Source organism: Paenibacillus sp. MT124 (assembly GCF_058792755.1).
Window position 1 is genome coordinate 313268 of the sequence record NZ_CM179500.1, and the last position, 24233, is coordinate 337500.

Here is a 24233-nt window from a genome sequence, read left to right on the forward strand (position 1 = left end):
ATGGCTGCAACATATATAAGCGAAGGGAGACAGGGCTATGGGAAAAGGGATTTCGGAAGCGTCCACAACCGTGACGATGGTACAAAACTGGATCGGGGGTGCCTGGGTAGCCCCGGTGGCAACCCAAACCGAGCCGGTCATGAATCCGGCTACGGAGGAAGTCATTGCACACGTACCGCTGTCAGAACAGGCAGACGTGGATCTCGCGGTCCAAACGGCAAGAGAGGCATTCCCATCCTGGAGCAGCACACCAGTTCCTCGCCGTGCGCGTGTTTTGTTCCGCTACCAGCAGCTGCTGGTAGAACACTGGGAAGAACTGGCCCGGCTGGTCACATTGGAGAACGGCAAAAGCTATGCCGAAGCCTACGGGGAAGTACAGCGGGGCATTGAATGCGTCGAGTTCGCGGCGGGTGCCCCGAATCTGATGATGGGCAAGCAGCTGCCTGATATCGCCACGGGCCTGGAATCAGGCATGTACCGGTACCCAATCGGCGTTATAGGGGGGATCACCCCTTTCAACTTCCCCATGATGGTACCGTGCTGGATGTTCCCGCTGGCGATTGCGTGCGGGAATACCTTTGTGCTGAAGCCCTCCGAGCGAACACCGCTGCTCGCAGGGCGCCTGGCTGAGCTGTTCAAGGAAGCCGGGCTTCCGGACGGTGTACTTAACATCGTTCACGGTGCGCATGACGTCGTGAACGGACTGCTTGAACATCCGGATGTTCAAGCCATCTCTTTTGTCGGCTCACAGCCTGTGGCTGAATACGTCTACACTACGGCATCCGCGCACGGAAAACGGGTGCAGGCACTCGCCGGTGCCAAAAACCACTCGATCGTCATGCCGGATGCCGACCTTGACCTGACGGTGAAGGAGATCACCAGTGCAGCTTTTGGCTCAGCCGGAGAACGCTGCATGGCCTGTTCGGTTGTCGTGGCCGTTGGTGATATTGCAGATGCGTTGGTCCAAAAGCTGGTGGAAGCAGCGGACAATATCACGATAGGCAATGGCTTAGATGAGGGGGTATTTCTCGGTCCGGTCATTCGAGGTCCGCATAAAGAACGTACGCTCAGCTACATTGAATCTGGAGAACAGGAAGGCGCAGCCTTGATCCGTGATGGCCGCAAGGATGAAGCGGCAAGCACATCCGGATATTTTGTTGGACCCACCATATTCGACGAGGTTCAGAGCAGCATGAAAATCTGGAAGGATGAGATCTTCGCCCCTGTACTCTCCATAGCTAGAGTAGATACGCTCGAGGAAGCAATCCAGCTGGCGAATCGTTCCGACTTTGCCAATGGGGCGTGCTTGTTCACTCGTAGCGGGGCGAGCATGCGACAATTCCGTGAAACGATTGATGCAGGCATGCTTGGTATTAACCTGGGCGTACCTGCGCCAATGGCCTTTTTCCCTTTTTCCGGCTGGAAGAAATCCTTCTACGGTGACCTGCACACCAACGGTACGGATGGTGTTGAATTTTATACGCGCAAAAAGATGGTGACGGCCCGCTGGTAACAATCCTAGGGATAAGCCAGACCAAGAGGCATCCTATAGCGAGCGAACAGGGACAGGGAGGATAACAAAATGGGCAAGGACAGAGTGAGAATTGGCATTATCGGTGCCGGACGGATCGGTAAAATTCATGCAGACAATCTCCTGCGCAACCCGCATGCCGAAATTGTAGGAATCAGTGATTTATTTGCGGGGCCTGAGCTGGAGGCTTGGGCCTCCGTAAGGGGAATTCCGGTTGTAACAACAGACAGCAGTCAGCTTATTTCGATGCCGAACGTGGATGCTGTACTGATCTGCTCCTCGACGGATACGCATGTACCCTTAATTGAACAAGCAGCGCAAGCGGGCAAGCATATTTTCTGCGAGAAGCCGGTCAGTATGGATTTGGCTCAAACCCAAGCGGCTGTAGCGGCTGTGCAAAAGGCTGGCGTGAAGCTGCAAATCGGATTCAACCGCCGTTTCGATCACAACTTCAAACGGGTGCGGGACCACGTGCAGGATGGGACGATCGGTGATCCGCATATTATCAAAATCACTTCACGGGACCCAAGCCCGCCGCCCGCGGAGTATATCCGGGTATCTGGCGGGATTTTCATGGATATGATGATTCACGATTTTGATATGGCACGTTATCTGTCGGGAAGTGAAGTAGAGGAAGTGTATGCCCAAGGGAATGTGCTGATCCACCCTGTTTTTGCAGAGCATGGAGATGTGGACACAGCCATTGTGACGATGAGTTTTGAAAATGGGGCTATCGGGGTCATTGATAACAGCCGCCAAGCGTTATATGGATATGATCAGCGTGTCGAGGTGTTTGGCTCATTGGGCAGTGCAGCAGCTGCAAATGATCATCCCAATACGGCAGAGATTAGTACAGCGGCAGGGCTTATGCGGGATAAACCGCTTCACTTTTTTCTGGAAAGATACAATGAGGCTTATGTGCAGGAGACGGCCCTTTTTATTGAAGCGATCCTGAAGGATACACCTGTTACTGTCGACGGCCATGATGCGGTTCAGGCTGAACGGATTGCACTGGCTGCAAGGATGTCCATGGAACAGGGGAGACCTGTCAAGCTGCGAGAAGTCACCGGGGTGACAATGGAATCTCAAACTGCATCTCCCTAAAAATTTATTTCAGCGTGCGCACAGAAAGGAGAGGCTGCAGCATGTCAGAACGTATCGTGAAACCGGCAGTACATTCGGAGGGGGACGGCACGCTTATACACGTAACTCCAGAGTCTGCTGGTTGGCAGTATGTTGGGTTTCAGGTAGTACAGCTTGCAGAAGGGCAATCCTTCACCCGCGAGAGCGGTGATCAGGAACTCTGTATCGTACTGCTTAGCGGGCTGGCCAATATAAGTACGCGGGAGCATGCGTGGCAGAACGTTGGGAAGAGAATGAGCATATTTGAGAAAACACCTCCTTATTCCGTCTATGTCTCTAGCTCCGATCAGGTGGAGATCAAGGCTCTTTCGGCATTGGAGATAGCCATATGTGCCGCACCAGGCAAAGGAACATATCCAGCTCGTCTCATCACACCGGAAGACGTTGGAGTAGAGACCCGCGGGTATGGCAATCTGGAGCGCCAGATTCATAACATATTACCGGAACAGAAGGAAGCGGACAGTCTGCTCGTCGTTGAAGTATTTACGCCTGATGGACATTGGTCGAGTTATCCGCCGCATAAACATGACCGGGATGCCTTGCCTGAAGAATCACTATTGGAGGAGACCTATTACTTCCGGGTGCAGCCGGTGCAGGGGTTTGCCATTCAACGCATTTACACGGATGATCGGTCAGTGGATGAGACACTGGCAGTGAACAATGGTGAAGTTGTGCTTGTCCCTTGCGGATACCACCCAGTAGGTGCTCCACCGGGATATGAGGTGTATTACCTTAATGTGATGGCGGGCCCGACTCGAACCTGGAAATTTTATAATGACCCTGACCATGATTGGCTAATGAAAAGGTAATGCGTTCTCATCAGCATCTTATAGTGTGGCTTCGAGTTGCGAATGCAGACTTCCCCCTGCATAATGAGAAGAAAACGATTACCTATATATAAGAATATTGTATATAGCACAGATGGGGAATTAACAATGAAAGCAACCATTTATGATATTGCACGAGAGGCGGGCGTATCCATTGCCACAGTCTCACAGGTCATTAACGGCAAAGGGAAAATCAGTGAAAAGCGGCGCGCTGAGGTTATGGAGATTATGGAGCGCCTTAACTATCAACCTAGCGCGATTGCTGCTGCACTTACGGGCAAGCAAACCTATACGCTCGGTCTGCTTGTACCCGATATATCCAATCCGTATTTTGCCGAGCTTGCCAGAGCGGTAGAAGACCGAAGCCGTCAGCTGGGGTACAGCGTCGTGATCTGCAGCACGGACAATAAGGACGAGCGGGTAGAGCGCTATTTGAACCTGCTTCAGCAAAAAAGAGTCGATGGCATGATGATCGGAACGGGTATTGATAATGCCGAGATTTTGTCACCCCTTCTGCAGCAATCCATACCTGTTGCCTTAATTGCGCGTCAACTGCCATCCCTCTCGGTGCACACCGTTGCGATCGATGACAGGCTTGGTGGCGCACTGGCCGCGCAGCATTTGCTTCAGTTGGGTCATACCCGCCTTGCGGTGGTGTCAGAGCCCCTCAAGGTCAGCAGCAGTAAGGAACGTATACGCGGATTCCGGGAAGCAGTGGAGGAAGCAGGTCTTGCTTTTGAATCTTCCCAGGTCAGGGAATCAACCGCGGACATAAAGTCAGCCAAACAGGAGGTGCTTGTGCTGCTCGGGCAAACCACCCGGCCAACCGGCATATTCTGTTGTAATGATATGCAGGCCATTGGTGCGCTGCAAGCAGCAAAAGAGCTCGGTCTGCGAGTCCCTGAAGATGTCTCCATCATCGGATTCGACAATACCATTCTCGCATCCGTGACCAATCCACCGCTCACGACGGTCGCCCAGCCTATTGAGGATTTGGGGCATCGTGCTGTAGATCTGCTGATCGATGAGTTGAAGGATGAGCATAAACGGCCACAGAAATTGGTTCTGAAACCCGAGCTGGTGATCAGAGAGTCAACGGGGGATGTTTCCATTCATTCATGATTCAGGATGCAGCATCACATCAGCTCAGTGAGATATACAAACAAGCCGGATTCAACCTCGTATGAGGGTGGATGCGGCTTATTCCGTTTGGACTACGGGATTAGAAGACTTGATGAAATCCAATTGGTATGATGTAATCCAGCTGCTGCTTGGTAGGGGGAGGTAAGCTGTTTTTCGCATAGGGTAGCTATAATATTTGATATGTCTGTTTGGATGGATGCAATAATATAGAACAATATATGGATGAAATGGTATAATAGGAAGAACATACTATATTCGAGTGTATACGATATTAGGATGAGAAGGATGGGTAATTTTATTAAAAGGTGGGGACTTGCTGCATCCATATGTTTCATTGTGGGCTTATTGCTACTGGATTTTTCTTCTGGTCAGAAGGAGATCACTACGAGATCAACTGTTGAATCCCTCACACAGGATCCTTCTCAGACTAATGTGATGGACTGGGAAGTTACGAAACTATCTCCTGAACAGTTTCAAGAGAGATATACCGAACTTACGGGTGAGAGAACGTCGAAGGAACCCATCAGCCAGGAGCATGAGTGCCAGAAGGCCAACACTACAGAGGAACCAACACCTTCCCTAATCTTGGAGTGCTACGACGCAGAGTACACGGCCAATATAGCCCTGGAAGAGGGAGTTTCAGCACAGGCATAAGTTTTGGTACAAGTAAGAGAGGTCAGAGTTGGTGACATGATACGAAAAGAGTTTTGCAAAGTGTACGATAACACCGGTTATCTCTCCTCCGATCATTCCAGCTCAGTAGAACTTGTGGAAAATTATGTGTTGGGTACATTGCAGGATCAATCTCGATTACAGCTCAGTTTTAGTGGATACGTAGCACCCCCAGAGAGAGAAGGAGAATGGGAAGCACAGCATCAGAGGGCGAAGGACCCACAACATTTTAGCGGATCAGGATTTTTCCAACTATAGATGGATACAGTCGCATATAGGTTAACGAGAGGAGGTTGATTTATGAATAGAAAAAGAAGGCTGATTTTGGGTATCGTTATTTTACTTGCCTTAGTAGCTACAGCGATACCCGTGTACATATCCCAAAAGCATACCACGTTTCGGGCAGAGGTTACGGATCACATGACCATGCTGGACAAATTCGACCGGTTAGAAATCACGAGATTTTCAAGTAAATCGGGGGACAGGGAGGAAGTGATCATCAAGGATGCGGGGGAAATCCAAGACTTTCTGAAGGACTATAAGGACATTGAATTGAAGAAGATTAATCAGAGGGATACAGAACGGGAATCTCCCTATTATTATGAGTGGCGTCTTATGATTAACAAAGAGGAACGTGAAATCAATGGTTATGGAATCACCTTATATAACAAACATTCAATGACGATCTATGACGGTAATGATACGCGAGATAAACTACAGGATTATAAGGTGTCGCAAGATATGAATTGGTACAAGATGGAGCGCCTCTTTGAGGGAATAAAGGAGGAAGAATCATGACCAAGTACCATGTGCGTCCTGTTGAAACGGAAGATGTTCCGTTCCTGTGGGAGATGTTATACGCTTCCCTGCATACCCAGGCGGGTGATGCACCTTTGGAACCTGGGATTGTACATTCTCCAGAACTATCCAAGTACGTGGAAGGCTGGGGAAGAACAGGGGATTTTGGATATATCGCGGTAGATCCATTAGGCAGGAAACTGGGTTCGATCACTTTACGTTTGTATGATGAGCACAATGCCGGATACGGTTACGTGAACGCTGCTACACCAGAGATGGGCATGGCAGTCATTGAGGAAGCACGTGGAAAAGGATTGGGCACTCTTCTGATGCAAGCGGCATTGGAAGAAGCTCGGCAGAGGGGGATTGATGCAGTGTCGCTCAGCGTAGATCCAGACAATGCGGCCATCCGACTTTACCGGCGTTTTGGATTCGAGGAGATTGGGATGTGTGGTACATCGGTCACCATGTTATGTCGACTTCATCCAGCCCTTTGAGTACTACGGGAGTCTAAATGGATCTAAACATAGAAGAAGCGTTCCCATAAGGGAACGCTTCTCTTATTTCGTCAAAAATGCTAGTGCTTCATCATATGTTTCCCATTGGAATTCCGTCTGATGCTCCGATTCCTTGGAGATTCGATTGAGCTGCATCTTCGCAATGGCACTGCCGACCGCTACACTCGCACGTCTCATACCCCATTGTGTGAGCAGCTTTTGGTGCTTCACAATTTTCTCTTTGGTTTCTTGGGAGAAAGCCTTCATGTTCCGCATGTCCACCAGTACATCAAACGAATTATTCAATTGCTGCGCAATATTTTGAATTTCCCGATTCGTTTGTTCTACTTCTTCAGGGGAAACCATGCCATCCCAGATTATTTCAATAATAGGTTCCTTTGAATCCAAACGTCGTACAGACATACAGGCAACTCCCTCGAAAAAATTATGTAATATATAAGTCTATTGACCTATTAATTATACCCGAAAATCGGGTGTTGAAACAAATTTTTGAGATTATATAATACTTATGAACTATTTTTATACTAGCAGAGTTAATTTTAGGGAATCTAGGATGAGGGTGAAATAGCGGCTTCAAAAATAAGAGAGCCGTCCAGGTTAATGCTTTGGACGGCTCTATTTATTTCAGGAGACAAATAGGGGGATGCTGAGCTTGCCCCTGTGGGCTGCTTCTTATATGACTACATGTTAATTAATATCCGATCTTTAAACTGCTGCCTTCTGTAGCTACTCCCTTGGACCGGATAATTGGGAGCTTGTGCTCAGCTGTAAATCCGAGGGTCTCCCCATCGTGCAACGTGATGTCATTTTCAACCACATAGGTCATCGTCATAAACATCATTTCAAATACATCACTTAATGGGTTGGCTGAATGTATAATCTCGATCTCTTCTTTTCCGAAGTTACGCAATCCATACGTATAAGCTGAAGCGCCTTCCGCATTTTGATACATCCCGATAAAAATCCATAGGGAAACAGGCAACTCGTCCTGCTTGAGGATATAACTTGTCTCAACATACTGACGAGCCTCGACAACAAGTGGTGCCAAATATATGGCGAGTGCATGGTCAAGCTGTAACAGTGCACTTGCTGTCTTGGTAAACAGGATATGTCCCTGAATCGCATCCGGTGCGTTCAGAACAGAGACGATAATCTGTGATTGATGCCTGGAAGTGACTTGTTCGGCTTCACGCCACAATATATTTAATTTGGCGTTCTCCTCTACTTCCCGGTCAGGAACAGGGGCACCGATATAAGCACATACCACCTGCATCCCATCTACCTCAAAGAAAAGGTTACCCTCTTCTGAACTCTCTTCGATATTAATATCCCAATCCTTCTTCATCGTGTGGATGAATTGATCAAAATCACAGTCATCCTGTTCCAAAAGGACAAAACCAACAATGGTTTCACTATGTGAAGAAGATTCGACGGCTCCGCCTACAGATACAGGTTCCTTTTTGCGACGCCGAAGCTTGTCAAACAGTCCCATGAGACATTCTCCTTTCCAAATCCATCACGGTAATGGGTATAACTGATTCCATTATTACCTTACCATACCATACTCTGGTCTGTAATGAATAAGGGCAGTGAGTTACCACTCAAGAGCTGATTAGAGGAAAAGCACCAGAAGCAATGTGATCATTGCTGGCAATCCTTGTTTGACGATAATAGACCGGGAAGCAGTTGCTCCTCCGTATAGGGCTGCGATGATGACACAAGCCAGGAAGAAGATCTGAATGTGCTGACCAATCACCGTGTCTGGATACACCAATCCCCAGATTAGCCCCGCTGCGAGAAAACCGTTGTAAAGCCCCTGGTTAGCTGCCAGAGACTTGGTTGATTCTGCGAATTCTGGTGTGAGACCAAAGGTTTTCATTGTACGTGGACGAGTCCACATAAACATCTCCATGATCATGATGTAAATGTGTTCAATGGCTACCAGAGCCACAAAAACTAAACCGATCAATACGAACACCTTGCTTTCTTTTATGTAATTTATTTCATTATCTTCTCAGTATAATTGTTTGCATCCACAACTAAAAGTACTAATTAAATTTTAAACAAATAAATTGAGTAAAATTAATATGGATAGGACAACTGAGGAAACAAATTATTGCATAATAACAAACAATAAATTATATTATCTATAAATAAACAAACGTTATTTATAATAATTTGTTTAAAAAGTCCGAAGGAGGAGTTAAAGTGTTTCGTAATCCATATGTACGTACCATAGTCATTTCGCGATTACTACTGCAGTTGGGGATCTGGATACGCAATTTTGCCATACTCTTGTATGTGACTGATCTGACCAACAATGATCCGCAGGCCGTATCATGGATCTCTGTGGCGGAGTATGCACCCATCTTTATTTTTGCAATAATCGGAGGAACCTTCGCTGATCGCTGGAGGCCCAAACGTACCATGGTGTGGTGTGATCTGTTTTCCTCACTTTCTGCGGTAGTTGTGCTGGTTGCCTTAATGTTTGGTCCATGGTATTCAGTGTTGTTGGGTACCTTGGTTTCAGCCGTTTTCTCTCAATTTTCACAGCCCTCTGCAATGAAGCTGTTCAAGCAGCACGTCCCAGGTGAGGGGTTGCAGGGAGTAATGGCCATGTTTCAAACGATGGTTGCTGTCTTTATGGTGGTTGGTCCCATGATCGGAACGGTCATCTATCAGAACTACGGGATCGAAGTATCTCTTGTTCTTACAGCTGTGATGTTTCTGCTATCCGGGCTGGTTCTCTCGCGGTTACCCAAAGATGAAGGGCATACTGTGGCTACAGGCATTCGTGGCTCCTTCCATCAAGAGTTGGCTGAGGGATTTCGATATGTGTATGCCAATGTTGCTCTTCGGGCAATGGTTATGACTTTTGCGGTAGCCGGGCTGGCTGCAGGGTTGATACAACCGTTGATGCTCTTTGTTGTCATCGATAATCTGGGACAGGACAAAACTTTTCTACAGTGGCTGCTCATGGTTAATGGTGCAGCCATGCTGGTCGGGGGCGCAATCATCATGAGTGCAGCCAAAAAACTTCAGCCTCAAGTGCTGCTCGCTGCAGGTTTGCTGATCAGTGCGCTCGGAACAATCATGATGGGCTGGTCCGCTAATATTCTGCTGACCATGATCGCTCAGGTGATTAATGGTTTCTTTTATCCTTGGATTCATGTAGGCATTCAGACGATGATTATGCGCAATACGGATACGACCTTTATTGGCCGAGTGGGAGGGGCAGTTACTCCGGTGTTTATGGGCATGATGGTCATTAGCATGTCGTCTGCAGGTTATCTAATGAACCATTTGAACCTAACGACGGTATTTACTGCGAGTGGTGTACTCTTTCTGGCAGGTGCGTTCATTTTGCTGCTGATGCTACCTAAGGGTAAGGGAGTTAGGGGATTTCACGTGATGAGGAGCTCGGAGTAAATTCATTTGCAGGATCAACAAATGCCGATTGCTGAAGTCTGCCTGTTGGGTAATAATATATTCGAAGAGATGAATTGCTCATGGAAAAGAGGGGACTGGCATGGGAACCGTTCAATACGTGCTGCTTGCAGACGATCCATCGACGTTTGTTACGCGGACCGTACCGTTAATCGATATTGAGCTTGCTGGAATACCGGGAGACCGTCATTATGGCCTGCTGCGTTCGGCGGACTCCAGACAGAAGATATATAAGCGGGGCACGATGATTGCCAATCGTCGGCAGATTAGTATTGTGTCGGAGGAGGAATGTGCTCTCATCGCAGAGAAAATGAACATTCCCGAAATTCGTCCGGAATGGCTTGGTGCCAATATGCTGGTTCGTGGCATTGACCGCTTAACTGAGCTGCCTGCCGGAACGCGGCTTCTGTTTCCTGACGGGACAGGTTTGATATGCGAAGGCGAGAATCTTCCTTGTGTTCATCCAGGGAAAGTGATTGAGCAAGTCTATGAACAGGATGGTTTGCGCAAAAAATTCGTGCCTGCCGCCCGCAGAAAACGTGGTATTGTCTGCTCGGTTGAGCGGGAAGGTGCAATCCACACTGGTGATACGATTGAAGTTATACGCCTGTCCTGATATTTGGGGGCAGGTTTTTGCGTGATTGGATGTATTCTTCGGGTGTACTCCCGATAATGGATTTAAAGTCCTTGATGAAGTGAGGCTGATCGTGGTATCCAAGCTCCTGAGATAGCTTAACCAGATCGCAGTGAAGACCGCGGTCAATCAGTTCGGCTGCATTTTGCAGTCGGTAGAGCTTGATTACCGTTTTGGGGCCGATTCCTACATACTGATTGAACAGGCGCTGGAGTTTTCTTGTATGAATGTTCCAGAACGACGACAGATCATCCACTCTCAACAGTTCCCGGTTCAGTTCAATCTGCTGCACGATATCGTGAACCAGTCTCGCTTGGGTATCCTTGGCTGGAAGATGTGCACATAGAAGCTGATCCATGTAACTGATTTTATCGACATCTCTGCCGTCGGTGAGCAGTTGTTCTTCCAATGAAGCTGCGCTCGCGTCAAGCACACGGGAAACTTCTAACGGTCGTTCACACAATGATGAGACGGGGAGACGAACAAAGGGATAGAATCCTCCCGGTCGGAACTTCACACCAAACACCTGTCCCTTTCCGCGAATGAGATAGGAGAATTTGCGCCCGGAAGGACCGAAGAAAAACGTGTTGCCTCGCTCTACGACCAGATTAACACAGGGATTGGGCACCACATGCTGTGGATAGGATTCAAGACCTGTAAGATCCCACGATACCATCCAGTAATGTTTAACAAAAGGACTGAGCGCTTCCGCAGGAGCATGCCGTGTCAGCTCATATCTTTTGTTGCCTTCGTCCAGTTGAAGCAGGCCCATGCTGGGTCTGCGGATATGGGTTGAGGATTCCATCTTGTTCATCTCCTCTGTATTTAATGTGGCTATCCCTGTGTTCGCAGGTACAGAAAAACATGGGTCTTGTCCGGTCACTTCTGCTCTCGGAACAGCAGTGCTCGAACAGCAAAACGTGGTAATATAAGCTGTCTTCGCCATCTTGAGGGTTGGCTGAGCAGCCGGTACAACCATTCCAGATTTAGCTTTTGCCAAGAGGCCGGGGCACGTTTGGTCTTGCCTGCGACGATATCCAGGCTTCCTCCGACGCCAATGGCTACACGAGCATTCAGCAGATGGCGGTGTTTGTCGATCCAGTGCTCGGCATTCGGTGCTCCGAGTGCGACAATAAGAAAGTCTGGTTGTGCATTGCGAATTTCCTCCACAATGTGCTCTTCCTCATCCGTTGAGAAAAAACCATGGTGCCTGCCGCTAACGATTACACCCGGATAATTCTCCTCTATGACTTCCGCTGCCCGTTTACTAACCTTCTCTTCTGCTCCAAGCAAATAGAAGGACCAACTTTTCCGGTTTCCCTCTTCCAATAAGCGGAATAAAAGATCACAGCCGGTTACCCGCTCAGTCAATTGCCCGCCTCGGAAGCGTGAGACCATCACGATGCCTGCCCCGTCGGCGGTAACCAGTCCGGCTTGATCCACGATCGCCCGAAGTGGTTGGTTCTTTTGACACGACATGACGATTTCCGGGTTTCCCGTAATGACATGAAAGAGTTCAGTGCTACGCTGATCTACAACATCACCTAGAATGGTGACGGTCTGCTCCATGGTAAGGTTGGGAAAAGAAATACCCATAATATTCGTAGTTTGGCTCATGCTTTGCTTCCTTTCTGATGACGCCCCACCAATGAATAGGGGCAAACTCATGGTACCACTCCTGTTATTTCATTCCATTTTAGTATATCTGAACTTCTGGCAAAGAACTATATGGTTTAGTTATCCGTTATGGAACGAGGTGACTGGCTAAAGCAAAGCACGGACTTTCCTTATTATTTAGATATATATCGATAGGACTGTCCGGTGACTAATCCTGCTCTTATTTTTCCGGTTGTCGTGTTTTTACAATACGAAGTTAGGGGTATAACGATAGGATAGGAGTGCGAGTTGGTAGATCGCATATCCATTGCATAGGGGAGTGAGTTCATGGAATTAAAATATGAATTTTATATCAATGCCGGGCTGGAAGACGTGTGGAATGCCCTGATTTCACCTGACGGCACACGAAGCAGTTTCTTTGGCAGTGAACTTCGTTCCAATTTTCAACCAGGCCAGCCGTTTGCTTATGTAGGACCAGGCAATGATGGTGCTGAAACCGTCCATGTGTACGGTGACATTTTAGAGTTCGAACCTTTATCCAGACTCAGTTATCGGGAGCATCCTGGACCCTCGTATCATGCGAATCATACGGATCTTGAATCCAGAGTAGTCTTCCAGCTCGAGACCGTGGGCGAATGTACCAAACTGACCTTGATCAATGATCAATTTACGGAGAATCATCCTTCCTATGCAAACGCGCAGAGCAGCTGGTGGATGATTTTAAGCAGTATCAAAACCTGGGCAGAAACGGGAAAAACATTGGACTTCGGCTGGTAAAAAAAATATACCTGAATCGTCACATCAAAAAATCCACCGAAAGGCAGCCGAGCCTTCGGTGGATTTTATTTGTCTATATTTTAACAGTATCGATTGAATTGAATTATACTTGTTGAACCTTGATCAGGTTGGTATTACCGGATTGACCGATAGGTACACCTGCGGACAACACGATAATGTCGCCTTTTTCGATATAACCCGTTTTGATTGCGTTACGTGTAGCAGATTCGAACATTTCATCCGTCGTCGTTACTTTGTCGCCCATAACTGGGATAACGCCGGAGAGCAAGCAAATTTTAGCGAGTACTTCTTCATGCTGAGTAACGGCGATAATCGGTGCTTTCGGACGGTACTTGGAGATCATGCGTGCCGTGAAGCCACTTTCTGTGGAAGTGATGATCGCTTTGGCATTCAGTACAAGAGAGGAACTTACAGCTCCCTGACTGATAACTTCCGTAATGTCGGCTACTTGTGCAGCTGATTTTTGACCGAATTGCTCTTTGTAATCAATCATCGTTTCAGCACGACGTGCAACAGCAGCCATTGTGCGAACAGATTGAACAGGATACTTACCTGCAGCCGATTCACCGGACAGCATGACTACGTCAGCGCCTTGAAGAACGGCGTTCGCTACGTCGCTGACTTCGGAACGGGTTGGACGCGGGTTAACTTGCATGGATTCCAGCATGTGTGTAGCAACGATAACCGGTTTACCTGCACGGTTACATTTGTCGATCATTTCTTTTTGCATCATAGGCACGTCTTCAATCGGTACTTCAACCCCGAGGTCACCACGAGCTACCATGATACCATCAGAAGCTTCAATAATATCGTCCAGGTTGGTCATACCTTCCTGATTTTCAATTTTGGAGATGATCTGCACGTGCTCTGCACCGCGCTCTTTCAGGATGCTGCGAATTTCACGAATGTCATCGCCTTTGCGAACAAAGGAAGCTGCAATGATTTCGATATCGTTTTCGATTCCGAATCCGATGTGCATAACGTCACGCTCGGTTACACCCGGCAGAGTCGTTTTGATTCCTGGCAAGTTTACACCTTTACGTGGTTTAAGAATGCCGCCGCTGATGATTTTGCAATGAATATCCGAACCTTCTACAGAGAGTACAGTCAGGTCTACCAGACCATCGTCAATCAGGATGCGATCGCCAGGCTTCACAACGAGATTCAATTCAGGATAGTTTACGGAGATACGCTCTGCGTCACCCAGGATTTCTTCCGTTGTCAGAATCAGCTCTTTGCCTGCTTGCAAGTGGCAGGATGCTTCTTTCAGTTTGCCGATCCGAACTTCCGGTCCTTTGATGTCCATCATAATAGGTATATATTTGTTCAGCTCGGAAGCTGCTTGGCGGATGTTGTTAATCCGGGTAACGTGGTCTTCCAGCTCACCGTGAGCCATATTCAGACGGGCCACCGTCATGCCTTCCTGAATCATTACTTTCAATGTTTCGATCGAGTCACAAGCAGGTCCCATAGTACAAATAATCTTTGTTTTCAACATGCTGATTTCCTCCTCATATTTTGCTTATGTGTGTATTGTAGCGTTTTCTGTCGAATCAGGGTATGAACTATAGTACAATGATTGGAGTATAGTCCAGTAATGAGGTGAGTTATGATCACTCCGTTAGAAGTAAGGCATATTAATGGCGTCGGTTGGTACGAAGAAGCAGTGCAAACCGAAGGAACTTGGCGGCTCAGCTTGGTTACATATGGCAAATGTGTATATTGGGTGAACGGCGAGAAACAGATTATGGAGAAGGGGGAATTGTTGTTGATTCCCGGTGATGTCTCCTACTATGGCAAAAGTATTCCTACGGTAACGCACACTCAAATTGTTGTCCATTTGCAAGGAGATCATGCCGATGGATTGCCTGCATTGGAACGGGCAGAAGTGTTACGGCATAGACCCGGATGTTACGAGCTGATTCATGAACGCATGAAGGCGATTCACCAGCAGTGGCAGGAACGTCCTTCTTATTATGTCATGATGAGTCAGGCCTTATTGATGGAAGTGTTGATTTATGTGAATCGGGAACTGGACCGGGGAGTTATTCCACCAGAGAAACATATGCACGCAGAGCGGATGAAACGATACATTGAGCGCCATTACCGGGAAAAGTTAACGAAGGATGATCTCGGAGATGCGATTGGCAAGACGCCCAATTATGCTGCAGCGTTGTTCAAAAGCATGACAAATCAAACGATCAGCCAGTATGTGCATGACCAGCGGATGAAACGGGCGTTATATCTCCTTACCGAATCACAGTTGTCCATTCAGGAGATTGCCGAATTTCTTGGTTATCGGGACTTGTCGTACTTTTACCGCATTTTCAAGCGCATAACCGGAACCCAGCCTTCCGACTGGCTCCATGAGCGTCCTCCTGTGATTTGAGATGGAACTTTAACCCTGGAGGTGGGTCGGTTTTTGGTTTCTTCTATATATAGAGATGCAAAAAAAGAGGGCCGCTGGCCCTCTTTTGATTTCATGCAGCATATATCCTTGCTGCTTGTAAGGAGTGATTAAGCATTGCTGCTTGTATTGGTAGCACCTACACGCTGCTTCGTTTTTTTGCGGGCAAGGCTGCTGCGGGCCAAGACTGCCCGGACGGCCCAATACGCTGCTTCCGCAAACAAAATACCGCCTGCAACATCCAGCAGGGAGTGCTGTTTTACAAACACCGTTGAAGCAATGATCAGCCAGAGCCACACTGACCAGGAGATTCGGGCGAGTGGTCGGAAATTCAAATGCCGATTAATGATTATAAACAGCAGATAACTTGTGAGGCAGTGAACGCTTGGAAAACAGTTGAATGGAGCATCATTGGCATAGATGAACTGAACTAACGTACTGCTCAGATCCGTTCCGCCAACCATTGGCCGCGGGACATGCGTTGGAAAGACTGCAAAACAGATGTTGGCCGCGATGACTCCGACATTATAGGTCAGTAGTGTACGCCAGAATAACGATTTATTCGTCAGGCCCAGATAGATAAAGCCAAGGTATAGAATGGGCATCCAACTAATGTATGGGTAGATAAATTCTTTGATAAATGGAATTTGTGTATCAATCCAAGCGTAATTGTAGAAGACATTGTCACCCGGATTACTGCCTAGAAAAACATATATGGTGCCTTGAAGTGGTATGCAGAGTATAGCCAGCAGATGCCCCCAGCGCAGAAATAGTTCTTTCATATTGACCCCCTGATTTGTTATGCATCATGTACGTTCGTTATTTTACCTTTTCTCTCTATAAGACGCTTCAGAGTATGGTTAACCCTGCAGCCAATATCTTTCGTACTACTATGATGACAGTTTTGAACACAAGCCATACCTGATTTTAGGGGAAAAGAGGGTAGAGAAAGTCTCTATTTTGTTACTTTTATAAATTTATCCAAAAAAGGATACTCGAAAGTTAACTGATATGATACAACTAAATTGTCATATCAAATTCTCATGACAACGACAAATGACAACGAAATGAGGCTGATTCACCCATGGCAACCCCGCAAACCGGAAAAAAACCATCGTTCTCCGTACGCAGACCGGTACTGGCTGTGATTATCATTGAACTGCTGCTCTTGCTCGCTGTATTTGCAGCAGGGGCTGTGGCGACGGTGAAGCAATTGGATTACACTTCGCCAGTGCTTATGTCCTTTACGCCGATGGCTGTTGTACTCATCATTTATCTGACCCTGCGGCGCAGGTGGGCCGAGACGGGATTTCGTTCCCTAAGAACCATCCCGGTTCAGCACGCAAAGTATTATATTCCGCTACTCCTTGTACTGGGTACAATCGCCCTGAAAGGTTTTGCGGAGCTGACTTTAGCGAAAGTGACCTTCTTTATCTTTTTCACGCTGCTCGTTGCCTTTGTGGAAGAAACCGTATACCGCGGACTTATTTTCAAAACATTACTTCGCAAAAGTGCAGTGGCAGCGGTAGTGACCTCAAGCATTTTATTTTCCATTACACATATGTTGAATGCACTCTCAGGTCAAAGTATGGCGGATACGATGCTGCAGCTGATCTATGCATTACTGCTCGGAGCTGTACTGGCGCTGTTAATGCTGAAAAATGGGAACATCATTCCCTTGATTCTGTTTCACTTCATACATAATTTGATCCAGTTCCTAAGTGATGACCTCCAGGATACAAATACTCTTCCTTATGATCTTTTCTTGTTAATCGTTCTTGCTGTTCATTGTGTATGGTTGATCTATAGTGCTCGAAAAGAAAAAAGGATCTCTGCCGATGCGGGACCTGCTGGACATGAAGTTACACATTAGATCGTTTATAAGGCGCCTTGGTAACCGCGTTTAGCACTTGTGGTGTACACGTGTTATACTTCAGTCTGGCGGTAGGGGTAACATGGGATCCGGTTTCCTGTGTCAGCCCCTTTCGCACATGAGAATAGACAGCAGGTGATTAAGGATGGAAAAAACAGCACAGGAAGTCGCCGAATGGATGGTTCAGGAGATTAAGTTTACCGGAACATTGAAGCAAGAAGCAGCAATTGAATACGTGAAGACCCATTTTGGTGATGAATTTGTTTTTGTTAATGAGAACGGGAATGCTTCTTTATCCAAAGAAGTGAAAAAAGCATTTCGAAAGCTCCATGGCGGGCAGATCGCCTGGGATCGGGATGCTTTTATGTGGGCTTGGACGTAGGTTCATTTCGATGTATAGATAAGTGAATCTAATTGAAATGGATATGCATACCAGAATATTTTATAAAAAATGTATAAGTTGGTTCGGATCTGCATATCCTTTCATAAGACCGCACAGCAGCGGATGTGCTTTTGAACAAGACTTGTCCACTGCAGCACGAATAACATGTATTTCCAAAGCTGTTTGAAAAGAAAATACAAAGATTTGCTTTTTGGCAGAATTAGAGTTATAATAAGAACAAGTTGTAGAGAGAGTGGAAAACCTAATTCACATATTGTAAAGGGCGATCACTTATAGGTTATGACTGGTACCTTTTTCAATGTGTGAATTTTTATTTGCTTGCTGCAAAGAACAAAGGAACATGTTAATCTTTATTTGGAGGTGTAATTCACATGCAAAACGGAACAGTAAAATGGTTCAACGCTGATAAAGGCTTCGGTTTCATCGAAGTTGAAGGCGGAGAAGATGTATTCGTACACTTCAGCGCTATTACAGGCGAAGGCTTCAAAACGCTGGACGAAGGTCAACGCGTGCAATTTAAAATTGTACAAGGAAACCGTGGTCCTCAAGCAGAAGAAGTTGTAAAACTGTAATTAAAGCATAGCTGCCTTTAACATGTTATAATGGTAAAGGCAGCTTCTTTTTTTTGAGCAGATAGATGTAAGTCGGCCCAATAAGTTGTCGAGGCAGTAGCCCAGCGGGGTCAAGACTTCCGCTAAGTATAGGCTTCTGTGAAATAACGTCGGTTAGATGTTTTTCCATAACAAGGGGGTAGAAGTCATGTATAATCGCAAAAAGCCATTGGAAGAAATTCCACAAGCGGATGCGGCAATCTGGGAGTGTACGAGTGATACGTGCAAAGGATGGATGCGGGACAATTTTGCGTTTGATAGCGTGCCTACTTGTCCGATATGTGCTTCTGAGATGGTTAGCACGACTAGGATGCTGCCATTGCTTGAAAATTCGAACAGTAACATGAAGACGATGTCTAAAGGAAATCGGATTTAATATAGCTTACCCGCCTCTAACGAGGTGTTTTTTTTTAACTTAGACCTGACACCTTGTGCAAAGGTAAGGGTAATGAAATATGAAATTCCCGGCATTCGTTTTGGCGAATGCCTTTTTTTATTCGTTTTGAAATATTGAAATATAACAAACACCCCTCATGGCAGTACCATCATGAGGGGTGTTTTTATTTTAAAATAGCTAGTGAGTGTGATTGCTTAGATGAAAAGGAATGGAAGCAGCAATAATGTGGTTACCAGCGCAACATCATATCCGGCGCCGTATCCGTAACCCCCGCCGTACCCGTATCCGTAAGGGCCATAAGCGGAAGACTTTACTCTTTTTGCGGTAACTGCGTTGTTTTTCCCTTTTCTGCGGAGCTGCTGTTTGGATTTTACAGAGCACAAACGTGGGCCTTCGAAACTTCCGCTGACATAAATCTTGCCATCCCGGCAGCCTCCAAGTGTACCGTATATGTGCTTGCCATCTTTCATAATCATACATACCGGGCGTCCAACGTGCGGAGACACCGTCTCTTCACATACCGGATGAATTCTGTGCATGCATATCCCCCTCAGATTTTGCGGTTTGCCGCTTGGAATCAACGGTTTGTATATCATAGTAAAAAGAGAGTGAATTGGTATGGACGAGTACCCGGAAAATATATAGGGATGTGCCGCTTTTGCCATTGCTCCATACACTGGAGGGAGGGAAGGGGGCTGGAAACATTGGATTATCATGATTTACTGGCTAAGCTCGGTGAAGGAAGTGCGCATCCTGGCGGATTCACGGCGACAGTGGAGTTAATTGATTCCTTGTCTCTTCCTGAACGGGGGCGAGTATTGGAAGTAGGATGTGGTACAGGGAGGACGGCATGTTATCTCGCGCGAAATGGGTATCGGGTGACGGCGATTGATCTTCACCATCAGATGCTGGAGAAAGCGGTCAGAAGAGCAAGGCGTGAACGGCTGGATATTCGTTTTATTCAGGCGGATGTCACTGCGTTACCTTTTCCGGATCATCAATTTGATGTAGTGTTTGTAGAGTCGGTTACGATATTTACTCGCTGGCGTGCTGCGCTCTCCGAATATATACGGGTTTTGAAACCAGGAGGGCGTTTGATTGACAGGGAGATGATTTTGTGCGGACGGAAAACTGAGCTGATGAGCCGCAGGTTGAAGCATTTTTATGGAATGAGGACACTGGCCACCATAACGGTATGGAAGAAGCGACTCAAAAAGTGCGGATTTACCAGCGTGTTGGTTCGTGAGCACTCTCGGTCCATGGGGAAATGGGGAGTGGATCATGATCCGCACCGGGAACTGGACATGGCTCTGTTTGAGGATGAACAGGTCCGGCGCATGAGTGAAACCAATGACCAATTGCTGGCGAGATACGGTAAAAGGTTGGGCTATGCCGTTTTTGATGCAAAGGTCCCGCCAGACGAGAGATGAATGCTGATGAAGGTGGACTTAAGCGTAAGTTATTGGTTTGAGAAAAGGATAAGGCAACTCACAGGGTGAGTTGCCTTATTGAACTGCAGCAGTTTGAATGCAGCCCGGGAAACCATTACAGCATATCGTTGTCGATAATTCGCCAGTGATGTTTGAGGAGGGACTCCAGTTGCGGTTTGTCGTTGGTACGGAAGGCGTTAAGAATCTGGCGATGTTCCTCGTTAACCTCCTGAAGCACCCCGGATAACTTCGATTTGTTGTCACTTACATACGACTGGCGAATGAAGCTGTTTTTCAATGTATCCAACATTTCAATAACGGTTGAATTGCCACATCGCTGGATGTACAAGTTGTGAAATTGATATTGGTCTTTACTATAGGCGGTAAGATCGAGCTGGGCAATGTCTTCATCCATTCTTGCGATAAGTGCTTCCATCTCAAGTAGGTCGGATGATCTCAAATGATCTGCTGCGAGTGTGGCGGCGAGAGCTTCCAGTACCCCGATGGCCTGGGAGAATTCAAGCTTTTTGCCAGAATCAAAAGGAGCAACAATAAACCCCCGGCGCGGAATATATTGCAGCAGATTGTCTGATGCAAGCTGAAACAGCGCCTCTCTTGTCGGAGTGCGACTGATGTCCAGCTTTTTGCATATCTCTGCTTCGTTGATCTTCTGATTGGGGAGCAGCGTTCCGTCCTGAATCTTCTGGGCGATATAGTCGTAAACGTGATCTTTCAAGGAACGGTATTTAGGTACTTCCATACCGAATTCCCCCTTCTGTATATAGTAATGATAGGATGTGTGAGCTGGGCTCAAGTGTGGTGCGCCGTTCAGGTGTTATAAGTTTTTATCATCTTAACACCGAGGGGGAAGTTGGGCAAGCTAACTCAAACGCCTATTTGATGTTATATGAGTGTTAGATATCTTGCTTACAATGGGATATGAGTCCATAAATGGTTGAAAGTTATTGCTGAAAATGCAAATGTTTGTTAGTATATCTTACATAAAGTTCCTTATATAGTACGATGTATATTGTATACAGATTTAGATGTGTATCATTCCAAAAAAAGAATAGGGGTATGCTCTGTGAAAAGAATTCTTTTACCAGTGTTGTTGTCATTGATGGTTGTAATCATGTCGGCTTGTGGGCAGGAACAGACAACAGGTAATCCTTCGGCTCCAGCTTCGACTGCTGAAGGTGACGCAACAGAGAAGGAAGTCATTGTACTTGGTACCAGCGCAGATTACGCACCCTATGAGTTTCATAAGAGCATCGATGGCAAAGATACCATAGTAGGTTTCGATATCGAGATTGCCAAAGCCATTGCGGCAGATATGGGAGCAGAGTTAAAAATCGAAGACATGGATTTTGACGGTCTCCTTATGGCGCTGGACACTGAAAAGGTGGATTTTGTGATCTCGGGCTTAACCCCGACCGAAGAGCGGAAGAAGAACGTGGATTTCACGGACATCTATTACTATGCAGAACAGGCAGTGCTTGTCCGGGAGGGTGAGGGAGGAACGTTAGGCTCACTGAAGGATCTGTCAGGCAAGCAGGTCGGTGTGCAGAAAAGCTCCATTCAAGAAGGGATTGCTCAAGGGATAGATGGTGCCAAGCTCACATCCCTGGCGAAAATCCCCGAGTTGATTCTGGAATTGCAGACTGGCCGCGTGGGTGCCCTCATTTTGGAGAAGCCGGTAGCGGAACAGTATGTGAAAAATCAGCAGGGACTTGAATTGTCGGACATAAAGATTGAACAAGCTGAAGATGAAGCTGGATCGGCAATTGCCGTCAAAAAAGGGAATCAGGAGCTGGTGAAACAAATTAACGCTACACTCCAAAAGCTCAAAAGTAACGGTGACATCGAACGTTTCGTCATTGAAGCCAATGAGTTGGTTGGGAACTAAGCCTGGCAAGTGAGGGATATGCCGTGAATTTAGATTTTTCTTTTTTATCGGATCATTGGCAGGATTATGCAAGAAGTGCGTGGGTGACGTTAGAATTGTCTTTCTTTGGCGTCCTGCTGGGCACCATCCTTGGCGTTATGGTTGCACTATTGCGCATATCACGTGTATGGCCAATCAAATTTTTGGCATCAGCCTATATTGAACTCATTCGGGGCACACCGATGCTGGTGCAAATTCTTATCATTCACTATGGTCTGACGGTGATCGGCATCAACTTGCCGGCATTTATGTCGGGGGTTGTGGCAATAACCATCAATAGTTCTGCTTATATGGCGGAAGTGTTTCGGGCCGGAATCCAGGCGATTGATAAAGGTCAGACAGAAGCTGCTCGTTCACTTGGTTTAACCCATGGCATGACACTTCGCTACATTATACTGCCTCAGGCGTTCCGCAACATGCTGCCGGCAATCGGTAATGAATTCATTATCATTATTAAAGATTCTTCCCTTGTCTCCATGATTGGGATTGCCGAAATTATCTACACGGCCAGAGCTGTTCAAGGTGTTACCTTTCAACCACTCGCCCCGCTCCTCGTGGCTGCTGCACTCTATTTTGTGATCACATTTACACTGGCTAATCTGCTTGCCTGGGTAGAACGGAGGCTCTCTGCTTCACGTTAATTGAGGTTTACCCTCGGTACCAGGGCTATGGTGGAATTGGCTGTGAAGGGGTCGTAAATAGAGAAGACGGAGCATACATTGATATTGTATTTTGTATACAGATCGGCAGGAGGTGCTGAGGAGTAATGTCAGACTCTCGAAAATGGTTGGAATGGTCGGAACAATATGCTGCGTCTAACTATCATCCGCTCCCGATTGTCATTGAGACAGCCGAGGGGGTTTGGGTTCAAGATCCTGAGGGCCGTCGATACATGGATATGCTAAGTGCCTACTCGGCGTTGAATCATGGACACAGGCATCCTGTGATTATTCAGGCACTCAAGGATCAGGCTGACCGGGTTACGTTGACTTCGCGGGCGTTTCACAGCAGTGCAGCCTCCCTTTTTTATCAGAAACTCTCGCAATTTACGGGCAAAACGAAGATTCTTGCAATGAATACGGGTGCAGAAGCAGTGGAAACTGCGGTTAAGGCTGTTCGCAGATGGGCTTATCGCTGTAAAGGTGTCCCTGAAAATCAGGCTGAAATTATCGTCTGCTCCGGTAACTTTCACGGAAGAACGTTGACAGTCACGTCTTTCTCATCTTCAGCTGCGTACCAAAAGGACTTTGGTCCATTCACGCCTGGATTTCGAATTATTCCTTATGGGGACATTGATGCATTGAGGCAAGCGATCACTCCCAATACTGCGGCGTTTCTGGTAGAACCGATTCAGGGTGAGGCAGGTATAATTATCCCGCCGGACGGATATCTTGCGGAAGCTTTTGAACTATGTAAGAAAATGCAGGTGTTAACGGTGGCGGATGAGATCCAGACGGGTTTCGGTCGAACGGGACGCCGTTTTGCTTCTGATTGGGAAGGGGCAGTGCCTGATCTCTGGATCATGGGTAAAGCGCTTGGTGGAGGGATTATGCCGATCTCGGCTGTGGCAGCGGATGCAGAGATCCTTGATTTGTTCGAGCCGGGCTCTCATGGTTCCACCTTCGGTGGTAATCCGCTTGCTTGTGCGGTGGCTGTTGCGGCGCTGCAGGTATTGGAAGATGAACGACTGGTGGAGCGCTCGGAGCGTCTAGGGAATTATTTTATGAAACATCTGAAGGGGATTGGGAGTGCAGCGGTAAAAGAGGTACGAGGAAAAGGGTTGTTCATAGGTGTTGAACTTCATGTGCCTGCCCGCCCATATTGCGAGCAACTAATGACAGCAGGATTGCTGTGTAAGGAAACGCATGAGACTACGATACGTTTTGCACCCCCTCTTACCATAACGGATGATGAAATCAATTGGGCAATAGAAAGAATTAAACAGGTCTTAAAGGATTAAGGGATGGGAGCCTGGATAGGCGGATGTGAGATCGGTTCTAATTATCTATCATTGCTTTAGAAATAAGCCGCGAAGGGGC

28 protein-coding genes are annotated in these 24233 nt (G+C 47.0%); 19 read left to right on the forward strand and 9 right to left on the reverse strand.

The annotated features are described in order from the left end of the window. The first annotated feature begins 37 nt into the window (after positions 1-37). The 7 genes from AC3RCI_RS01480 to AC3RCI_RS01510 all read left to right on the forward strand — a co-directional run bounded on the left by AC3RCI_RS01480 (position 38) and on the right by AC3RCI_RS01510 (position 6611). A complete protein-coding gene (locus AC3RCI_RS01480; protein ID WP_492527357.1) occupies positions 38-1513 on the forward strand; it encodes a CoA-acylating methylmalonate-semialdehyde dehydrogenase in 1476 nt (491 codons plus the stop codon). A 69-nt stretch (positions 1514-1582) separates the two neighbouring features. Continuing rightward, entirely contained in the window at positions 1583-2635 is a 1053-nt protein-coding gene (gene iolG / locus AC3RCI_RS01485) for an inositol 2-dehydrogenase (protein WP_492527358.1), read from the forward strand. A gap of 41 nt (positions 2636-2676) precedes the next feature. Continuing rightward, on the forward strand, positions 2677-3483 hold the full coding sequence (gene iolB, locus AC3RCI_RS01490) for a 5-deoxy-glucuronate isomerase (protein ID WP_336784421.1): 807 nt from the start codon (positions 2677-2679) through the stop codon (positions 3481-3483). Positions 3484-3609: 126 nt separating this feature from the next. After that, entirely contained in the window at positions 3610-4623 is a 1014-nt protein-coding gene (locus AC3RCI_RS01495) for a LacI family DNA-binding transcriptional regulator (RefSeq protein ID WP_492527359.1), read from the forward strand. Positions 4624-4929: 306 nt separating this feature from the next. Then, complete coding sequence (locus AC3RCI_RS01500; protein WP_492527360.1) at positions 4930-5298, forward strand: hypothetical protein; 369 nt, start codon at positions 4930-4932, stop codon at positions 5296-5298. 318 nt (positions 5299-5616) lie between these two features. After that, positions 5617-6114, forward strand: a complete 498-nt coding sequence (locus AC3RCI_RS01505; protein WP_492527361.1) for a hypothetical protein — start codon at positions 5617-5619, stop codon at positions 6112-6114. Further along, positions 6111-6611, forward strand: a complete 501-nt coding sequence (locus AC3RCI_RS01510) for a GNAT family N-acetyltransferase (RefSeq protein ID WP_492527362.1) — start codon at positions 6111-6113, stop codon at positions 6609-6611. The genes AC3RCI_RS01505 and AC3RCI_RS01510 overlap by 4 nt, the downstream gene beginning before the upstream one ends. A gap of 63 nt (positions 6612-6674) precedes the next feature. Here AC3RCI_RS01510 and AC3RCI_RS01515 read toward each other — a convergent pair whose 3' ends face one another. The 3 genes from AC3RCI_RS01515 to AC3RCI_RS01525 form a co-directional block, all read right to left on the reverse strand. Further along, positions 6675-7034 (reverse strand): hypothetical protein, encoded by a 360-nt coding sequence (locus AC3RCI_RS01515; RefSeq protein WP_492527363.1) that lies wholly within the window; start codon positions 7032-7034, stop codon positions 6675-6677. A gap of 289 nt (positions 7035-7323) precedes the next feature. Beyond that, entirely contained in the window at positions 7324-8124 is an 801-nt protein-coding gene (locus tag AC3RCI_RS01520; RefSeq protein WP_492527364.1) for a DUF4261 domain-containing protein, read from the reverse strand. A 120-nt stretch (positions 8125-8244) separates the two neighbouring features. Then, entirely contained in the window at positions 8245-8610 is a 366-nt protein-coding gene (locus AC3RCI_RS01525) for a DUF1304 domain-containing protein (RefSeq protein WP_492527365.1), read from the reverse strand. A 230-nt stretch (positions 8611-8840) separates the two neighbouring features. Here AC3RCI_RS01525 and AC3RCI_RS01530 point away from each other — a divergent pair, with 230 nt between their 5' ends. Together AC3RCI_RS01530 and AC3RCI_RS01535 are read left to right on the forward strand one after the other, a co-directional pair. Continuing rightward, positions 8841-10061 carry an MFS transporter gene (locus tag AC3RCI_RS01530; protein ID WP_492527366.1) on the forward strand — a complete coding sequence of 407 codons (1221 nt, stop codon included), beginning with the start codon at positions 8841-8843 and terminating at the stop codon, positions 10059-10061. A gap of 100 nt (positions 10062-10161) precedes the next feature. Beyond that, entirely contained in the window at positions 10162-10695 is a 534-nt protein-coding gene (locus AC3RCI_RS01535; protein WP_492527367.1) for an MOSC domain-containing protein, read from the forward strand. Here AC3RCI_RS01535 and AC3RCI_RS01540 read toward each other — a convergent pair. Both AC3RCI_RS01540 and AC3RCI_RS01545 read right to left on the reverse strand, forming a co-directional pair. After that, positions 10679-11518, reverse strand: coding sequence for a DUF6597 domain-containing transcriptional factor (locus AC3RCI_RS01540; protein ID WP_492527368.1), 840 nt, complete (start codon positions 11516-11518; stop codon positions 10679-10681). The genes AC3RCI_RS01535 and AC3RCI_RS01540 overlap by 17 nt on opposite strands. Before the next feature lie 74 nt (positions 11519-11592). Next, the gene (locus tag AC3RCI_RS01545; RefSeq protein ID WP_336784411.1) at positions 11593-12330 is read right to left on the reverse strand and encodes a WecB/TagA/CpsF family glycosyltransferase; all 738 of its coding nucleotides are present in this window, start codon (positions 12328-12330) and stop codon (positions 11593-11595) included. A 327-nt stretch (positions 12331-12657) separates the two neighbouring features. On the opposite strand from AC3RCI_RS01545, the gene AC3RCI_RS01550 reads away from it, so the two are divergent. After that, positions 12658-13107 (forward strand): SRPBCC family protein, encoded by a 450-nt coding sequence (locus tag AC3RCI_RS01550; protein ID WP_127541311.1) that lies wholly within the window; start codon positions 12658-12660, stop codon positions 13105-13107. 103 nt (positions 13108-13210) lie between these two features. On the opposite strand, the gene pyk is transcribed toward AC3RCI_RS01550, so the two are convergent. After that, positions 13211-14626, reverse strand: a complete 1416-nt coding sequence (pyk, locus tag AC3RCI_RS01555) for a pyruvate kinase (RefSeq protein ID WP_336784410.1) — start codon at positions 14624-14626, stop codon at positions 13211-13213. Positions 14627-14737: 111 nt separating this feature from the next. Here pyk and AC3RCI_RS01560 point away from each other — a divergent pair, with 111 nt between their 5' ends. After that, positions 14738-15517: a helix-turn-helix transcriptional regulator gene (locus tag AC3RCI_RS01560; protein WP_095293545.1), complete on the forward strand. Its 780-nt coding sequence runs from the start codon at positions 14738-14740 to the stop codon at positions 15515-15517. Between the two features lie 128 nt (positions 15518-15645). On the opposite strand, the gene AC3RCI_RS01565 is transcribed toward AC3RCI_RS01560, so the two are convergent. After that, positions 15646-16317 carry a phosphatase PAP2 family protein gene (locus AC3RCI_RS01565; protein ID WP_127541307.1) on the reverse strand — a complete coding sequence of 224 codons (672 nt, stop codon included), beginning with the start codon at positions 16315-16317 and terminating at the stop codon, positions 15646-15648. Positions 16318-16619: 302 nt separating this feature from the next. Between AC3RCI_RS01565 and AC3RCI_RS01570 the strand changes: the two genes are divergently transcribed. The 4 genes from AC3RCI_RS01570 to AC3RCI_RS01585 all read left to right on the forward strand — a co-directional run bounded on the left by AC3RCI_RS01570 (position 16620) and on the right by AC3RCI_RS01585 (position 18798). Then, on the forward strand, positions 16620-17408 hold the full coding sequence (locus AC3RCI_RS01570) for a CPBP family intramembrane glutamic endopeptidase (protein ID WP_492527369.1): 789 nt from the start codon (positions 16620-16622) through the stop codon (positions 17406-17408). A gap of 145 nt (positions 17409-17553) precedes the next feature. Further along, on the forward strand, positions 17554-17790 hold the full coding sequence (locus AC3RCI_RS01575; protein WP_095293548.1) for a DUF6953 family protein: 237 nt from the start codon (positions 17554-17556) through the stop codon (positions 17788-17790). 392 nt (positions 17791-18182) lie between these two features. Further along, a complete protein-coding gene (locus tag AC3RCI_RS01580) occupies positions 18183-18383 on the forward strand; it encodes a cold-shock protein (RefSeq protein WP_024633772.1) in 201 nt (66 codons plus the stop codon). Between the two features lie 187 nt (positions 18384-18570). Beyond that, a complete protein-coding gene (locus tag AC3RCI_RS01585) occupies positions 18571-18798 on the forward strand; it encodes a cold-shock protein (protein ID WP_095293549.1) in 228 nt (75 codons plus the stop codon). 215 nt (positions 18799-19013) lie between these two features. Here the strand turns inward: AC3RCI_RS01585 and AC3RCI_RS01590 are convergent, their stop codons facing one another. Further along, positions 19014-19358 (reverse strand): hypothetical protein, encoded by a 345-nt coding sequence (locus tag AC3RCI_RS01590; protein ID WP_127541303.1) that lies wholly within the window; start codon positions 19356-19358, stop codon positions 19014-19016. Positions 19359-19523: 165 nt separating this feature from the next. Between AC3RCI_RS01590 and AC3RCI_RS01595 the strand changes: the two genes are divergently transcribed. Further along, positions 19524-20249: a class I SAM-dependent methyltransferase gene (locus tag AC3RCI_RS01595; RefSeq protein ID WP_492527370.1), complete on the forward strand. Its 726-nt coding sequence runs from the start codon at positions 19524-19526 to the stop codon at positions 20247-20249. Between the two features lie 115 nt (positions 20250-20364). Here the strand turns inward: AC3RCI_RS01595 and AC3RCI_RS01600 are convergent, their stop codons facing one another. Continuing rightward, on the reverse strand, positions 20365-21009 hold the full coding sequence (locus tag AC3RCI_RS01600) for a GntR family transcriptional regulator (RefSeq protein ID WP_336784406.1): 645 nt from the start codon (positions 21007-21009) through the stop codon (positions 20365-20367). A gap of 324 nt (positions 21010-21333) precedes the next feature. On the opposite strand from AC3RCI_RS01600, the gene AC3RCI_RS01605 reads away from it, so the two are divergent. From AC3RCI_RS01605 to AC3RCI_RS01615, 3 genes are all read left to right on the forward strand, one after another. Next, complete coding sequence (locus tag AC3RCI_RS01605) at positions 21334-22155, forward strand: transporter substrate-binding domain-containing protein (protein ID WP_492527371.1); 822 nt, start codon at positions 21334-21336, stop codon at positions 22153-22155. Positions 22156-22178: 23 nt separating this feature from the next. Then, positions 22179-22835 (forward strand): amino acid ABC transporter permease, encoded by a 657-nt coding sequence (locus AC3RCI_RS01610; protein ID WP_492527372.1) that lies wholly within the window; start codon positions 22179-22181, stop codon positions 22833-22835. 125 nt (positions 22836-22960) lie between these two features. Next, positions 22961-24154: an ornithine--oxo-acid transaminase gene (locus AC3RCI_RS01615; protein ID WP_492527373.1), complete on the forward strand. Its 1194-nt coding sequence runs from the start codon at positions 22961-22963 to the stop codon at positions 24152-24154. The last annotated feature ends 79 nt before the right edge of the window (positions 24155-24233 follow it).